The following is a 15,141-nucleotide window of genomic DNA, read 5'->3' as shown; positions in this document are numbered from 1 at the left end:
GGGATGAAGTTTTCTGTGACCGAACCAGCATTGATTAACCTTCATAGTGTTGGGTTAGTCTGCTTTTCAACTTTTCGGGTAACAACTGTTTTTTGGAGGTGCGCGGATGGATGAAAAACCTGATCCGAGATGGATGGTCGAAGTGTTGCGGGACCTGGCTGCATTTGCCCTGGTCAATGGTTTTGAAGCCAGTGCGGTTGCGCTGAAAGAGGCTGAAAATCTGGTTAAGTTGGAAATCGAGGAACGGAGTGGACCTGAGGGCGGTTTTCCGGAACGTGGTGACAATTTTGTTGTGTTCAGCCGTGATCATTGACTGCCCTTCTAGCTCGGTGACAGATCTGCTTGGTGCGTGGTGTTAGCGCACAGGAAGTGTTGCTGACTGCCGACAATGTTCCGCCATGTGGCTTAAACTAGTTAGGTCTACCTTTGGTCCACCTGCACCGCCTTCGCATCGGATGAGAATCGGGGTCCACTTAACTTGTAAGTCATTGACACTATTTGGACCCGATGCAGACGCTCTCGGTCCACATGAATATTGAATTTAAAGGACTAATTTTGGTTTCTGGTAGGCCCGGAGGGACTCGAACCCCCAACCAAGGCGTTATGAGCGCCCTGCTCTAACCAATTGAGCTACAGGCCCACCGTGTCGTTCTCAGTACCACGGCGCCTTGCCGCGTCAAGCGTCCACGTTGCAGGGCGCCTTGCGATGCGCTAAGCGCGGGCGAAAATCGGGCGTGGGCCTGAAGGAGATCCCTATGAGCGATGGCAAGAACGGGCTGACCTATGCCCAGGCAGGCGTGGATATCGACGCGGGCAACGCGTTGGTCGAACGGATCAAGCCGGCCGCGAAACGGACCACGCGTCCGGGCGTGATGAGCGGGCTGGGCGGCTTCGGCGCGCTCTTTGACCTCAAGGCCGCGGGCTTCGAGGACCCGGTGCTTGTGGCGGCGACCGATGGCGTCGGCACCAAGCTGCGCATCGCGATCGACACCGGCCATGTTGACGGCGTCGGCATCGATCTTGTCGCCATGTGCGTGAACGATCTGGTCTGCCAGGGGGCGGAGCCGCTTTTCTTCCTCGACTATTTCGCCACCGGCAAGCTGGAGACGGAAACCGCAGCGCGGGTGGTCGAAGGCATCGCAGAGGGCTGCGTGCGGTCCGGCTGCGCCCTGATCGGGGGCGAGACGGCCGAGATGCCGGGCATGTACCCGGCGGGCGATTTCGACCTTGCGGGCTTTGCCGTGGGTGCGATGGAACGGGGCGCGGCGCTGCCCGAAGGGGTCAAAGAGGGCGACGTCCTGCTGGGCCTGGCCTCGGACGGGGTGCATTCCAACGGCTACAGCCTCGTGCGCAAACTGGTCGAGATGTCGGGCCTTGGCTGGGACGCTGCCTGCCCCTGGGGGGACGCGACGCTGGGTGAGGCGCTGCTGGCGCCGACCCGGCTTTACGTCAAACCGGCATTGGCGGCTATCGGGGTCGGGGGCGTGCGCGCGCTGGCCCATATCACCGGTGGCGGCCTGACCGAGAACCTGCCGCGCGTCCTGCCCGAGGGGCTGGGCGCCGAGATCGACCTGGACGCATGGGATCTGCCCGACCTCTTCAAGTGGATGCGCGGCATCGGCGGCATTGAAGAGGGCGAAATGCTCAAGACCTTCAACTGTGGCATCGGCATGATCCTGGTCGTCGACCCCGAAAGTGAACATGCCGTCGATGCGTTGCTGAGCGAACATGGCGAGCGAGTGCACCGGCTGGGCCGCGTCACCGCCGGTGAAGGCGTGACATATAGCGGATCACTGGGGTGAAACGGGTCGCCATCTTCATCTCTGGCGGCGGGTCCAACATGGTCACGCTGGTCGACAGCATGACCGGCGACCATCCCGCGCGACCGGTGCTGGTCTTGTCCAACCGTGCAGATGCCGGTGGGCTGCGGAAGGCGGCGGAGCGCGGCGTGCCGACGGCTGTCGTCGATCACCGTCCCTTTGGCGGCGACCGGACAGCCTTCGAAGAGGCGCTGCAAGAGGCACTGGCCCCGCATGAGCCGGACATCCTGTGCCTTGCCGGGTTCATGCGCGTCCTGACGGCAGGATTCGTGACGCCGTGGGAAGGGCGGATGCTGAACATCCACCCATCGCTTTTGCCAAAATACCGGGGGCTGAACACTCACGCCCGGGCCATCGAGGCAGGTGACACGGAGGCCGGCTGTACCGTGCACGAGGTCACGCCGGAACTGGACGACGGCCCGATCCTGGGGCAGGCCCGGGTGCCGATCCTGCCCGGCGAGAGTGCCGAGGCGCTGGCGGCGCGGGTGCTCAAGATGGAACACCGGTTGTACCCGGCGGTCTTGCGCCGCTTTGCCGCCGGGGACCGGACGCGCGTCGATCTGCCCTAAAGGCGCCTAGCCGTCGAGGCGCTGCATGGACGCGGAATTGCCGTGCCACCCTTGCGGGTCGGGGGCAGAGGCGGGCGCGGTCAATGCCACCAGCCCCATGAAGGTCAGGGCGGCCAGGGTGACGATCATCGCGATCAGGCGCGAGGTTTCGGCGTTTGCGGACCGGGGAGCGGCCTGGTGGATGTGGTGGTCGAGGGTTGTCATGTCTGCGGTCTCCTGTGTGCGATGACAGGCAGATAGGCGCTTCAGATACATTCTTGAAATGAATGTTTGGATCGTTTGGAATCACGATTTGTTATGTGCTGCCATCCGAATTCCGGCGCGCCAGACGGGCTTTGAATGTCCCCGGGGATTGCTCTATGGTGGCTGGACGCAAGGGGGCCAACGGCGCCACGACCTTGCCTGACCTTTCACGGAGCGGGCCTTTCCTGGCCCGTGCATCCAGCCGGAGCCCGCATGAAAACCTTGACGACGACGGAAGAGCTGGCGGCCTTCTGCGAGGCAGCTGCCTCTGTTCCCTACGTGACCGTGGATACGGAATTCCTGCGGGAACGCACCTATTACTCCAAACTCTGCCTGATCCAGCTGGCCTTGCCGGGCCGGGACGATGCGGATGCGGTGCTGGTCGATCCGCTCGAGGGGGATCTTTCGCTGGAGCCGCTGATGGCGCTGTTCCGGAACAAGGATGTGGTCAAGGTCTTCCACGCCGCGCGGCAGGATCTGGAGATCTTCCACGTCGATCACGGCGTGATTCCGGCACCGCTTTTTGACACGCAGGTTGCAGCGATGGTCTGCGGTTTCGGGGAGCAGGTCGGCTATGAAACGCTAGTCAAGCGGATCGCCAAGCAGCAGCTCGACAAGAGTTCGCGTTTTACCGACTGGTCGCGGCGCCCGCTGACTGATGCGCAAAAGACCTACGCGCTGGCGGATGTCACGCACCTGCGCCAGATCTACGAATTCCTGAACGCCAAGCTGGAAGAGACCGGGCGCGCCCGCTGGGTGGCCGAGGAACTGGCGGTGCTGACAGATCCGCAAACCTACGTCACGCACCCGGAGGATGCCTGGAAACGGGTCAAGACCCGGTCGAACTCGCCACGTTTCCTGGCGATCGTGCGCGAGCTTGCGGCCTTCCGAGAGGCCCATGCACAGGAACGCAACATCCCGCGCAACCGGGTGTTCAAGGACGATGCCCTGGTCGAGCTTGCCTCGACCAAGCCGCAGAACATGAACGACCTCAGCCGGTCGCGCCTGTTGCTGCGCGAGGCGCGCAAGGGCGCGATCGCCGACGGGATCCTTGCGGCCGTTGCCGCCGGGCAGGAGTGCCCCAAGGATAACCTGCCCAAGGTCGTGAACGACCGCGAGAAACTGCAAGTGAACCCGGCGCTCTCGGACCTTCTGCGCGTGCTGTTGAAGGCCAAGACCGAAAGCTACGGCGTCGCGTCAAAGCTGATTGCGCCGGCCTCTGACCTGGATGCCATCGCGGCAGGCCAGCGCGACGTGGCGGCGCTGACCGGCTGGCGACGCGAGGTCTTTGGTGAGGATGCGTTGCGTTTGTGTGACGGTCAGATCGCGCTGGGGGCCAAGGGCAAGGCGGTCACGGTCATCGATCTCTGACCGCCATCGTGCGACCGGGCTGCGCCGTTCAGCGGCGCACGCTGCGCACGTTATGGCGACCCTTGACCTGGATCAGGCGCACGTCCAGCAGCTCGTTGTCGGTCAGCCAGATGGCCGCCGTATGGGTGCGCGACTGGGCCGTTCCCGTGGCCGCGCGCGGCTGCAATCCGCGAAAGGCATAGGTCAGGGTGCCCTGGCCGCTTTCCGCGTCGATCTTAACCAGCTTGACGTCGAAGGCACCCTGGTAGTCGGCGACCGTGGTGGCCCGGACGATGGCGCCACCGGGGCGGCGTTCGATCACCAGCTCGGTGATCTCGCCCATGTCGGTCCCGCGATAGCTGGTGTCCTTTTCCTGGCGGAAGATCGACTCGCGCCCGCGCGGGATCAAGGTGTTCACGTCGCCGTTGACGGCGGCCACGGGACGCGACTCGCTGCGTCCGAACCAGTTCACCGGGTTCAGGCGGCTGTCGCGCACTGCGCCGCAGCTGGTCAGCAGGATCGCCGCGAGCACGAGGCTGGATACCGGTTTGAACATGTTACGCCCCCAAGCAGATTTCCCGGAGGGTTAGCGCAGAACGGCGCCGTTGAAAAGAACCTCCCGCCGGTTGGGGGCTGGACCTTTGCCGCGGCTCTGCCTAGGTCTGCGGCAAATGGAGGGCAGAATGGCGCAGGCAGCATTCGAAGACGTCGTCGAGGATTTCGAGTTCCTGGAAGATTGGGAAGACCGCTACCGCATGGTGATCGAGATGGGGAAGGACATGGAGCCGATGCCCGAGGCGCTGAAAGTGCCGGCCACCAAGGTCGAGGGTTGTGCCAGCCAGGTCTGGCTGCACATGACGCCCGATGCCGGTGTGTTCCGGTTCCAGGGCGACAGCGACGCGCTGATCGTCAAGGGGCTGATCGCGCTGCTGCATCGGCTGTACGACGGGCTTCCCCTGTCGGATGTGTCGGCCGTGGATGCGCGCGCGGAACTGGGGCGCCTTGGCCTGCACGAGCACCTGTCGGCACAGCGTTCAAATGGGCTGCGTGCCATGATCGAACGGATTCGCCAGGAGGCGGCGGGGTAGAAGGGGCGCTGCCCCTCTTGGCCTTCGGCCAATTCACCCCGAGGTATTTTGCAAACCAAAGAAGCGCAGTCGCGTACTCCCTCGCCGCACGAATGAATAACCCCCTGCCGGTATAGACAGGGGGCTTCTTCGGTTTGCGGTCATCGGCTCCTCAGCCTGTACCGCTCCATCACTTTAAGATGGAGTGGTTAGCAAGAGATTAAGGTTCTTTGGTTTGCAAAATACCTCGGGGGAGGCGACCGAAGGGAGCCGGGGGCAGAGCCCCCTTTGCCCGGTCTCAGCTATTTCCGTCTCCGGTGAAACGCGCCGCATCCGCCGCCGCACGACGGATCGCGTTGGATTTGTGCACCGTCTCCTGGTACTCTGCCTCGGGATCGCTGTCATAGACCACGCCGCCGCCGGCCTGGATGTAGAGCTTGCGGTCCTTTACCAGCGCGGTGCGCAGGGCGATGCACATGTCCATGTCGCCGCCGGCGCTGAAATAGCCGACACCACCGCCGTAGACGCCACGCTTTTCCGGTTCCAGTTCGTCGATGATCTCCATCGCGCGGACCTTCGGTGCTCCGCTGACGGTGCCCGCCGGAAGTCCGGCCAGCAGGGCCGACAAAGCGTCCTGGTCCTCGGAGAGTTCACCGACCACGTTGGACACGATGTGCATGACGTGGCTGTAGCGTTCGATGATGAATTTCTCTGTCGGTCGGACGGTTCCGATCTTGGACACCTTGCCGGTGTCGTTGCGTCCGAGGTCCAGCAGCATCAGGTGTTCGGCCAGTTCCTTCTGGTCGGCAAGCAGATCCTCCTCCAGCGCCTTGTCCTCGGCCGGGGTCGCGCCACGGGGGCGGGTGCCCGCGATGGGACGGATCGTGACCTCTTTGCCGAAGACCCGAACGAGGATCTCGGGCGAGGCGCCGATCACCTGGAAGCCGCCGAAGTTGAAGTAGAACATGAAGGGCGACGGGTTGGTACGTCTCAGCGAGCGATAAAGCGCAAACGGCGGCAGGGGGAAATCCTGCGTCCAGCGCTGCGAAGGCACCACCTGAAAGATGTCGCCCGCCTTGATGTACTCCTTGGCCTTCTCGACCGCTGACAGATAGGCGTCATGGGCAAAGTTGGAGACCGGTTCGCCCAGCTCTGCCGCGTCGCCCAGGTCGCGGCTGGCCTGCGGCAGGGCACGTTCCAGGTCGCGCACCGCGTCCATCACCCGTTCGGCGGCCTGCGCATAGGCGGCGCGGGCCGACAGCCCGTCCTGCACCCAGGCAGGAGAGACCACCGTCACCTCGCCCTTGACGCCGTCCAGAACGGCCACGACCGAGGGCCGCATCAGCAGCGCGTCGGGAAGGCCCAGCGGATCTGGGTTCACATCCGGAAGGTGTTCGACCAGGCGGATCATGTCGTAGCCCAGGTAGCCGAAAAGCCCCGCCGCCGCCTGCGGCAGGTCGTCCGGAAGGTCGATCCGACTCTCGGCCAGTAGCGCGCGCAGCGCCGTTAGCGGGTCGTCCTGCTGTGGCTCGAAGGCATCGGGATCAAAGCGCGCCATGCGGTTCAGGCGGCTCTGGTCCCCGTGGCATTGCCAGATCAGGTCCGGCTTCATCCCGATGATCGAATAGCGCCCGCGCACCTCTCCGCCGGTTACGGATTCGAGCATGAAGGCATCGCGTGCCGCGCCGGTCAGTTTCAGCATCAGCGACACCGGTGTGTCGAGATCGGCGGCCAGGCGGGCATAGACCACCTGGTTGCGGCCCGCCTCATAGGCAGCGGCGAAGCCGTCGAAGGAAGGGATAAGCTGTACCATCGTCTCTACTGGAAGTTCGCGTGAACGGCGTTGATCGCCGCCTGGTCCAGGTCCACGCCGGCGCGGTCCTGGATGTCCGAGGCGAGGGCGCGGAACAGGTCCTGTGCCACCGCCTGCGCGGCCTGGTCGCGGAACAGCTGCGCCAGTTGCTTGGCCTGTTCGTCATCGGGGTCGACGTCCAGGATCTCATCCAGCCGGACCACGATGGCCGAGTCGCCGGTGCTGACGGCCCGGACCTGGTTCGGCTCCATGTCAAAGACAGCCTCCAGCACTGCACGCGGCACCGCACCGAAAGAGGTCCGGGTCAGGGCCTCTTCGGTCTGGGCCGTCAGGTTCAGCCCTTCGAAGGTGACGCCTTCGCCCAGTTGGCCCGCCAGCGCCTCGGCCTGTTTCAACAACGCATCCGCCTTTTGCGCCTCGCGCCAGTCAGCCTCGACCCGCACGCGCACCTCGTCGAAGGGGTAGGGGGCGGGGGGCTCGATCGCGTCCAGACGCAGGGCAAAAACACCGCCGTCTCCCAGCGTGGCGATGGCCGGGTAGTCCCCGTCCTTCACCGCCTCTGCCGCGTCGCGGAAGGCAGGGTAACCCGCGATGCCCTCGTCGTTGTCGCCGGTCCAGCCGATCTGTCCCAGGTCAAGATCGGTGGTTTCCGCCAATTCCTCGAGCGTGAGGCCCGCGGCCAGTTCATCGTCATAGCCCTGCGCCTGCGCGTCGATCACGCGGCGGGCCCGGTCCAGCGCCAGTTCGCCGCGCAGTCCGGGAACGGCATCCTCGAATGAGGTCAGTTGCGCCGGCAGGACGGCGTTGATCCGGAACAGGGCCGGGCCAAGAGGCGTCGGTGCCGGGCCGACGACCTGGCCGACGGAACCGTCAAAGACCGCGTCCGCCGCGTCGCGCAGGTCGGCGCGTGTGACATCGCCCATGTCGGTGTCTTCCAGCGCAAGACCACGTTCATCCACGAGGTCGCCAAAACCGATCTCACCCGAGGTGATGCGGGCCAGGGCGGCCTCTGCGGCGGCGGTGTCGTTGAAGACGAGACGTTCCACGAGACGCCTCTCGGGCAGGTCGAACTCGTCCTTGCGCTCGTCATAGGCGGCGCGCAGGCTGTCCTCGTCCACCTCGACGCTGTCGACCAGCATCTCGGGCGTCACCCAGGCGTAGGTCAGGCGCTTGGTCTCGGGGCGGGTGAACTTGTCGATGTTGTCATCGTAGTGCGCGCGCAGGATCTCTTCGGTCGGCGTGGTGACGCCGAGGTCCAGCTGGCTTTCACCGACGACGGCCCAGGTGATGCTGCGGCGTTCGGCGGTATAGCCGATCAGCGTATCGACATAGGCATCGGGCAGGCGGATGCCGGCCAGAACGGCGCTCTGCAGCAGCGAACTGGCGCTTTCGTTGCGCAGCTTTTCCTCGAACTCGCGTTCCTTGAGGCCCGCGTTTTCCAGCGTCAACTTGTAGGCTTCGCGGTTGAAACTGCCGTCCACGGCCTGAAAGGCGCGGATCTGGCGCAGGTCCTCGGCCAGGCGCGTGTCGCCGATGGACAGGCCCAGCGTGTCGGCCTCGTTCTCCAGCGCGGCGGTGACGACCAGCTGGCTCAGAACCTGCTGCGTCAGGCCCAGGCTTTGCGCCTGCTGGAAGGACAGCGCCTGTCCGCTCTGCTGCTGGATGTTGCGGATCTCGTTCTGCAGCGACCTGAAATAGTCATTGGTCGAGATCTCGGCCTCGCCAACCTTTCCGATCGACCGCACTGTGCCCGAGAAGTTGGTGGCGCCGAAACCGCCCAGGCCCAGCAGCAAGAGCCCCAGCAGACCCCAGACCAGGTACTTTCCCACGCCGCTCTTCTTGTCCGCCATCTCGACCTCCCGCTGTCGGTTTGCCCCTGTCTATGCGGCTCCCCCGGGGGCTGCAAGAGGCCCGTCGACCTGCGCCAGCCTGCGCGCGAACTCGGCGATCCCGGCGCGGTCGGTATTGGCAAAGGCAACCCGGAACTGCCGGTCGCCGCTGGGGTCGCCCTCGGGGGTGAACATCGTCGCCGGCAGGATCAGCACGCCTGCCTCGCGCACCAGCCCGGGTGCCAGCGTGGCAGACCCTTCGGCAAAGGGATGTTCGATATAGGCAAAGTACGCGCCGCAGCCCAGAAGCCGCCAGCCGCGCGCGGCCAGCGGCGGAAAATGCTCCTCGATCGCGGCGCGGCGGTCCAGGATCTCCTCGCGCTGTTCGGCCTTCCACTGGTCCAGGTTCTCCAGCCCCCAGAGCGCGGCACGCTGTCCAAGCGAGGGGGCGCAGATCGCCACCGTGTCCTGGAACTTCTCGATCTGGTGCAGCAACTCCGGCTGGCCGATGACCGTGCCGACGCGATGGCCGGTCAGCCGGTAGGCCTTGGAAAAACTGTAGAGCTGTACCAGTGTCCGGTCCCAGTCCGCGCGGGTCAGCAAGGCATGCGGGGCACCGCTGCGCGAGTCGAAATCGCGATAGGTCTCATCGACAATCAGCCGGATACCGGCCTCGGCGCAGAGGTCATGAAACCCCTCCAGCACCTCCGCCGGGTATTCCACGCCGCAGGGATTGTTGGGGCTGACAAGCACGATGGCCCGGGTACGCGGCGTGATCAGTGCGCGCGCGTCCTCCGGGACGGGGACGAGGGTCTCGCCACAGGTCAGAGGCACCGCGTGCACCCCGCTCATGTCCAGCCACATCTTGTGATTGAAATACCACGGCACGGGGAGGATCACCTCGTCGCCCTCGCCGCAAGTGGCTGCGATGGTCGCCGCAAAGGCCTGGTTGCAGCCTGACGTGATGCCGACCTGCGCCGCCTCAACCGTGCCGCCATATTGCCGTGCCCAGTCCGCGGCCAGCGCCTCGCGCAGTGCGGGCAGGCCCAGAACCGGACCGTAGAGGTGGCTGGCCGGGTCTTCCAGCATCTCTGCCATCGCTGCGCGCATTGGCGCGGGCGGCGGATCTGCCGGCGCGGCCTGGCTGAGGTTGATCAGGGGCCGGTCCGCCGGAAAATCCACCCCTTTCAGCCAGCGCTGCGCCTCCGGGATGGGCGGAAAAAAGGTTGCCTCAGTGCGCGTGACCATCGGCTTGCTCCAACCAATCGTTTCTTTGGGTTTGAAAATACCTCGGGAGCGCGAGGGCAGCGCCCTCGCCGGGGGTTTGGGGGCCTGCCCCCAAGAGTGAGAGGGCGCCGTCAGGCGCGCCTTTGGATCACGCCGTCAATCGTCGCCGCGATAGGGTTTGACGTATTGCAGTGCCATGTCCCAGGGGAAGAAGATCCAGGTGTCCTGGCTGACCTCGGTGATGAAGGTATCGACCTGCGGGCGGCCCTGCGGCTTGGCATAGACCGTTGCCACATGCGCCTTGGGGTACAGGCTGCGCACCAGTTCCAGCGTCTTGCCGCTGTCGACCAGGTCGTCGATGATCAACACGCCTTCGCCTTCACCCACCAGCGCCGCATCCGGGGATTTCAGAACCTGCGCCTCGCGCCGCTGATCGGCCTTGCCGCCGCCCGAGTGATAGCTCTTGACGCTGATCGTATCGACGGTGCGGATGTCAAGCTCACGCGCCACGATCATCGCGGGCGCCATGCCGCCTCGGGTGATCGCCACAACCGCCTTCCAGTAACCATTGTCCGGCCCCTGTCCCTGGAGCCGCCAGGCCAGTGCCCGCGCATCCCTGTGCAGCTGGTCCCAGCTGACGTGAAAGCCTTTTTCATGCGGTAGGCGGTCGGTCATGACGCGGTGTCTCCATTGGTCCGGGGTGCAACAGGGCATAGCAAGACCGGGCAGACGAGGGAAGATGTAAGCCGTTGCGTCACGGACGTGAAAAAAAGGCACTGCGGGACGATCCGAACCGATGATCGTGCCAATTCTCGCGCAGTTGGTCGTAGCTCAGCACGCGCGATTTTCCCGTGGGCAGAAAAGGATCGGCCAGAAAGACGATCCCGCCGGCCTCGTGATAGCCCGTCACCACCAGCGTGTGCCCGTTATCCTGGTGGATCTCGATCATGACGGGACGGCCCCGGTCGAGGCTGCGCTTGAGATCGCGCAGGCCGCGCCGGAACCCGGCTTCGGTGCGTGGATAATGTCGGATGCTCCAGCGGTGACCCAGTTGGCGCAAGGCATGATCCAGGTCGTCCCAATAGGTGAAATCCGCGTTGCGCTGCGACGGAGACTTGTGTCCTTCGGCCATCACCTTGAGGCGGCGCGGATCCATGACCTGGCCGAAATAGGCCAGGATCATGGCCGCCGAGGTCGGTACGCAAAGATTGGGAGGTTGCCGGATGTGCGGCACGTCGAGTCGTCTGTACCCGGCGCCCTTGCCGGCCGGGGGCAGGCGGCCGGCGGCAATTGCGCCCTCGCGGGGGGCAAGTTCGCCCCGGGCGGCGGATGCGCAAAGGCTGGCGATCATTGCAAGCGTCGTGCGGCGTGAGACCATGCGCTTACCCACCTGTCGTTTCCTCCTGTTCCGGCCCAGTCAGCCGTTACCGCGACAGCAAGAGCCGCAGCCCCAGCGCCCCCAGCAGGGCCGCCGCGACCCTGTCGATCACCGGCTTGGCCCGCAGGTAGCCGGCGCGGGCAGGCGCGGTCGACAAGAGGGCGGCAAACAGCCCATAGACCGTGACTTCGACAAGGAAATGGTTGGCCACGATCAGCGCCTTGACCCCGAGCCCCATGTCGGCGGGAAAGATCACCACCAGCACGGAGGCCGCGAAAAGCACCGATTTCGGGTTCAGAAGGTTCACCAGCAACCCGCCCAGAAAGGCATTGGCACCGGGCCGTGCGCTGTCGGACACGGGCTTGCGCGCATCGCGCCAAAGGCCCCAGGCAATCCACATGAGATACAGCGCGCCCGCCAATTTCATGGCGCCATAGGCAAAGGGAAAGAGCGAAAAGATCACCTCCAGCCCCAACAGCGCGGCCCCGGTCCAGCAAGCGGCCATCAGGCCAAGGCCAATGCCGGTGGCAAAGCCTGTGCGGAACCCGCCCGCAATCGACTGGCGCAACGCATAAAGCAGCGCAGGCCCCGGCGCGGCCATCGCGGCCAGAAGGGTCAGGTTGAAGGCAAGCAGATGTGTCCAGGTCATGGTGGCGGCTCCTTCGCGGCACGGGATCAGAACGTCAGAGCACGGTGCCGATGTCAAACGAAGAGGCCCCGGTGCGAAGGCCGGGGCCGGATTTCGTTGCGATCCTGTCCGTCAGACGGGCAGGGCGCTCAGCCCTTGGTGATGTCCGGCGCGTCGACCGCCTTCATGCCGACGACATGATAGCCCGCGTCGACGTGATGCGTCTCTCCGGTCACGCCCGCGCCCAGGTCGGACAGCAGGTAGAGCGCGGAATTGCCCACGTCCTGGATCGTCACGTTTCGGCGCAGGGGCGAATTGTACTCGTTCCACTTCATGATGTAGCGGAAATCTCCGATGCCGCTCGCGGCTAGGGTCTTGATCGGCCCGGCGCTGATGGCGTTGACGCGGATGCCGTCCTTGCCCAGGTCCTCGGCCAGGTAGCGCACCGACGCCTCCAGCGCGGCCTTGGCCACGCCCATGACATTGTAATGCGGCATGATGCGTTCGGCGCCGTAATAGGTCAGCGTCACGGCGCTGCCGCCCTTGGTCATCATCTTCTCGGCCCGTTGCATCACGCTGGTGAAACTGTAGACCGAGATGTCCATTGTCATGGTGAAGTTGTCTTTTGAAGTGTCGACATACCGACCGCGCAGTTCCGACTTGTCCGAAAAGCCGATCGCGTGAACGATGAAGTCGAGACCGTCCCAGCGCTCTTTCAGCGCGTCGAACAGCCCGTCGATCGAGGCTTCGTCGCTGACGTCGCAGGGCAGAACGATGTCCGAGCCCAGTTGCCCGGCCAGCGGATCGACACGCTTCTTCAGCGCCTCACCCTGGTAGGAAAAGGCCAGATCTGCGCCGGCGTCGGCGCAGGCCTTGGCGATGCCCCAGGCAATGGATTTGTCATTGGCCAGGCCCATGATCAGACCGCGTTTTCCCGCCATCAACTGGTTTGACATGAGCGCCCTTTCCGCCAGATCGTCGATGGAGCGACCTTTAGGCGATCGGTCCGGGACCATCAAGCCTGCCGTGTGTCCAAAACGGGGCTTGCATCCGGCGCGACACAGGTCACATTCCCGGCGCGTCCGGCTCGAAACGGACAGAAGGAGACCATGACGATGAGCGACCGCAGCGGGATTTTCGCAGGCGACGACCCTTTTCAGATCGCGCGCAACTGGCTGGCAGAGGCAGAGGCCAAGGAGATCAACGATCCCAACGCCATCGCGCTGTCGACTGTCGATGCCGATGGTCTGCCCAATGCGCGCATGGTCCTGCTCAAGGAGATCGAGGCGGATGCCTTCGTCTTCTATACCAACTACGAAAGCGCCAAGGCCGGCGAGATCGACCAGGCGGGCAAAGCGGCCTTCGTCATGCACTGGAAATCCCTGCGCCGCCAGGTCCGTGTCCGTGGCCTTGTCGAAAAGGAAGAGGGGCCGCAGGCGGATGAGTATTATGCCTCGCGCTCGATCAAGAGCCGTCTTGGCGCCTGGGCCAGCCGTCAGAGCCGCCCGCTGGACAGTCGCACGGCGCTGATGGCCGAGGTGGCCCGTGTCACGGCCCGGCATGGCGCCAACCCGCCGCGCCCGCCGTTCTGGGGCGGTTACCGGATTCGGCCCGTGGAGATCGAATTCTGGGCAGATGGCGCATTTCGCCTCCACGACAGGTTTCGTTGGGCGCGAAAGGATATGTCCGCCCCTTGGACTGTTGACCGTCTCAACCCGTGAAGCATACTGAAAACAGGTAGAAAAACAGGCCTGTACACTAGGTTTTCAAGGGGCGCCGTTAGCCTATCTGACACAAAAAAGGTCATTTCCCCGGGCTTGCGCTGTCCGCGGGCTTTGTTTCAAGAGGTCGGATGGGGATAAGATGGTACAATCGGGAACGACGTTGACACGAGAGGACACGGAAAACGAAGCGGTCTCCGGACGGGTGAAATGGTTTGATCCCGTCAAAGGCTTCGGATTTGTCATTTCGGACTCGGGTGGTCCGGATATTTTGTTGCACGCGAATGTCCTGCGGAACTTCGGACAGAGTTCCGTCGCCGATGGTGCGCGCATAGAAATCACGGTCCAACGCACCGACAGGGGTGTTCAGGCGACGCAGGTGCTGAAGGTGGAACCACCGGAGGCCCCGGAAAGCGCGCCGCTTGCGGACTTCGAACAACTCGACCCCGAGGTCATGGCCCAGGCAACGCTGGAACCGGCGCGTGTCAAGTGGTTCGACAAGGCCAAGGGTTTCGGGTTTGCAAATGTCTTCGGAAAACCGGAAGATGTGTTCATTCATATCGAGGTCCTGCGCCGGTCGGGCCTCGCGGATCTGCAACCGGGCGAAGCCCTTGCGATCCGCGTGGTCGAGGGCAAGCGCGGACGCATGGCGATGGAAGTGAACGCATGGGAAAGCGCCTTGTCGCGTTGAGTTTGGTTGCCACGTTGGTTGCGTGGCCGGTCTGGAGCCAGGACGAAGGCTCTGTCATTCTGGAACAGGAAACGGCGCCTCCGCCACCGGCGGCCCAGGCACCCGTGGATGCGGCCCCGGACGCCGCCCCGGTCGAGGACGGCCCGACCCCGGCAGATCCGGTGGCCGAGGTCCCCGTGCCGGATCCCGGTCCGGATGCTCCGGAGGAAAGCGAACCCGTGGCGCGGGTGACGCCCGATCCCGCGGACCCCGCCGAAGAGGCGCGCGAGCCCGAACCGGCGCAGGAACCGTCTGACGAAAAGCCGCCGTTGATCAATCCGATCCTGCCGATCGGCGACGAACCGCTGGCCGATGCCGCGCCCGAACCGACCAAGGTGAGCGACCCCGACAACCGCGTCGGAGAATGCCGCGAGGACACTCTTTATGTGCGCGGCGGTCATGCCCTGGCCCGTTTCAACGTGGACGTGGCAGATACGCCCGACAGCCGGGCGCAGGGGTTGATGAACGTCAAATCCATGCCGGCAAGCAAGGGCATGCTGTTCATCTACCCGGCGCCGCAGCCGGTGGCGTTCTGGATGAAGAACACTTTTATCCCGCTCGACATCATCTTTGCCGACAGCCAGGGCGTGGTGGTCCACGTCCATGCGAATGCCAAGCCGCATGACGAAACCTCGATCCCCGGAGGCGAGCAGGTTCAGTTCGTGCTCGAGATCAACGGCGGCTATGCCCGGATGCTGGGGATCAAGGAAGGGGCGCAAATGCGCCACCCGGCGATCCGCCGCGCCGCCTGGCCCTGCTGATCTGT

The 15,141-nt window shown here is 64.5% G+C and carries 17 protein-coding genes and 1 tRNA gene; 8 read left to right on the top strand and 10 right to left on the bottom strand.

Annotated elements, in window-relative coordinates; all coding sequences use genetic code 11:
- The first annotated feature begins 106 nt into the window (after positions 1-106).
- A complete protein-coding gene (locus G9Q80_RS08385) occupies positions 107-313 on the top strand; it encodes a hypothetical protein (RefSeq protein WP_133066346.1) in 207 nt (68 codons plus the stop codon).
- Positions 314-563: 250 nt separating this feature from the next.
- Here G9Q80_RS08385 and G9Q80_RS08380 read toward each other — a convergent pair.
- A tRNA-Ile gene (locus G9Q80_RS08380) sits at positions 564-640 on the bottom strand.
- Positions 641-755: 115 nt separating this feature from the next.
- On the opposite strand from G9Q80_RS08380, the gene purM reads away from it, so the two are divergent.
- The gene (gene purM, locus G9Q80_RS08375; protein WP_043139020.1) at positions 756-1,802 is read left to right on the top strand and encodes a phosphoribosylformylglycinamidine cyclo-ligase; all 1,047 of its coding nucleotides are present in this window, start codon (positions 756-758) and stop codon (positions 1,800-1,802) included.
- Positions 1,799-2,389 (top strand): phosphoribosylglycinamide formyltransferase, encoded by a 591-nt coding sequence (gene purN, locus G9Q80_RS08370; protein WP_088713773.1) that lies wholly within the window; start codon positions 1,799-1,801, stop codon positions 2,387-2,389. Before purM ends, purN begins: the two co-directional genes overlap by 4 nt.
- A 6-nt stretch (positions 2,390-2,395) precedes the next feature.
- Here the strand turns inward: purN and G9Q80_RS08365 are convergent, their stop codons facing one another.
- The gene (locus G9Q80_RS08365) at positions 2,396-2,593 is read right to left on the bottom strand and encodes a hypothetical protein (protein WP_088713774.1); all 198 of its coding nucleotides are present in this window, start codon (positions 2,591-2,593) and stop codon (positions 2,396-2,398) included.
- Between the two features lie 252 nt (positions 2,594-2,845).
- Here G9Q80_RS08365 and rnd point away from each other — a divergent pair, with 252 nt between their 5' ends.
- A complete protein-coding gene (gene rnd / locus G9Q80_RS08360; protein ID WP_088713775.1) occupies positions 2,846-4,003 on the top strand; it encodes a ribonuclease D in 1,158 nt (385 codons plus the stop codon).
- A 28-nt stretch (positions 4,004-4,031) separates the two neighbouring features.
- On the opposite strand, the gene G9Q80_RS08355 is transcribed toward rnd, so the two are convergent.
- Positions 4,032-4,538, bottom strand: coding sequence for a hypothetical protein (locus G9Q80_RS08355; RefSeq protein WP_088713776.1), 507 nt, complete (start codon positions 4,536-4,538; stop codon positions 4,032-4,034).
- A 127-nt stretch (positions 4,539-4,665) separates the two neighbouring features.
- On the opposite strand from G9Q80_RS08355, the gene G9Q80_RS08350 reads away from it, so the two are divergent.
- Positions 4,666-5,070, top strand: coding sequence for a SufE family protein (locus G9Q80_RS08350; protein ID WP_043139007.1), 405 nt, complete (start codon positions 4,666-4,668; stop codon positions 5,068-5,070).
- A gap of 277 nt (positions 5,071-5,347) precedes the next feature.
- On the opposite strand, the gene trpE is transcribed toward G9Q80_RS08350, so the two are convergent.
- The 7 genes from trpE to fabI all read right to left on the bottom strand — a co-directional run bounded on the left by trpE (position 5,348) and on the right by fabI (position 12,880).
- Positions 5,348-6,862 (bottom strand): anthranilate synthase component I, encoded by a 1,515-nt coding sequence (trpE, locus tag G9Q80_RS08345; RefSeq protein ID WP_088713777.1) that lies wholly within the window; start codon positions 6,860-6,862, stop codon positions 5,348-5,350.
- A gap of 5 nt (positions 6,863-6,867) precedes the next feature.
- Positions 6,868-8,712 carry a peptidyl-prolyl cis-trans isomerase gene (locus G9Q80_RS08340; protein ID WP_043139003.1) on the bottom strand — a complete coding sequence of 615 codons (1,845 nt, stop codon included), beginning with the start codon at positions 8,710-8,712 and terminating at the stop codon, positions 6,868-6,870.
- Between the two features lie 30 nt (positions 8,713-8,742).
- Positions 8,743-9,939 (bottom strand): aminotransferase, encoded by a 1,197-nt coding sequence (locus G9Q80_RS08335; RefSeq protein WP_088713778.1) that lies wholly within the window; start codon positions 9,937-9,939, stop codon positions 8,743-8,745.
- Between the two features lie 135 nt (positions 9,940-10,074).
- Positions 10,075-10,593, bottom strand: a complete 519-nt coding sequence (gene gpt / locus G9Q80_RS08330) for a xanthine phosphoribosyltransferase (RefSeq protein WP_043138997.1) — start codon at positions 10,591-10,593, stop codon at positions 10,075-10,077.
- Between the two features lie 79 nt (positions 10,594-10,672).
- Positions 10,673-11,308: a C39 family peptidase gene (locus G9Q80_RS08325; RefSeq protein ID WP_133066347.1), complete on the bottom strand. Its 636-nt coding sequence runs from the start codon at positions 11,306-11,308 to the stop codon at positions 10,673-10,675.
- A gap of 34 nt (positions 11,309-11,342) precedes the next feature.
- Complete coding sequence (locus G9Q80_RS08320) at positions 11,343-11,945, bottom strand: LysE family translocator (RefSeq protein ID WP_043138994.1); 603 nt, start codon at positions 11,943-11,945, stop codon at positions 11,343-11,345.
- A gap of 128 nt (positions 11,946-12,073) precedes the next feature.
- A complete protein-coding gene (gene fabI / locus G9Q80_RS08315) occupies positions 12,074-12,880 on the bottom strand; it encodes an enoyl-ACP reductase FabI (RefSeq protein ID WP_043138992.1) in 807 nt (268 codons plus the stop codon).
- A 159-nt stretch (positions 12,881-13,039) separates the two neighbouring features.
- On the opposite strand from fabI, the gene pdxH reads away from it, so the two are divergent.
- From pdxH to G9Q80_RS28570, 3 genes are all read left to right on the top strand, one after another.
- Positions 13,040-13,645 (top strand): pyridoxamine 5'-phosphate oxidase, encoded by a 606-nt coding sequence (gene pdxH, locus G9Q80_RS08310; RefSeq protein ID WP_069208383.1) that lies wholly within the window; start codon positions 13,040-13,042, stop codon positions 13,643-13,645.
- A gap of 142 nt (positions 13,646-13,787) precedes the next feature.
- Positions 13,788-14,336: a cold-shock protein gene (locus G9Q80_RS08305; RefSeq protein ID WP_043138989.1), complete on the top strand. Its 549-nt coding sequence runs from the start codon at positions 13,788-13,790 to the stop codon at positions 14,334-14,336.
- Positions 14,312-15,136, top strand: a complete 825-nt coding sequence (locus tag G9Q80_RS28570) for a DUF192 domain-containing protein (RefSeq protein ID WP_332835985.1) — start codon at positions 14,312-14,314, stop codon at positions 15,134-15,136. The genes G9Q80_RS08305 and G9Q80_RS28570 overlap by 25 nt, the downstream gene beginning before the upstream one ends.
- The last annotated feature ends 5 nt before the right edge of the window (positions 15,137-15,141 follow it).

This window comes from Mameliella sp. LZ-28 (genome assembly GCF_012274245.1).
In the GTDB taxonomy this organism is placed as follows: Bacteria; Pseudomonadota; Alphaproteobacteria; order Rhodobacterales; family Rhodobacteraceae; genus Antarctobacter; species Antarctobacter albus.
This window is presented reverse-complemented; position numbering and strand designations above follow the sequence as displayed.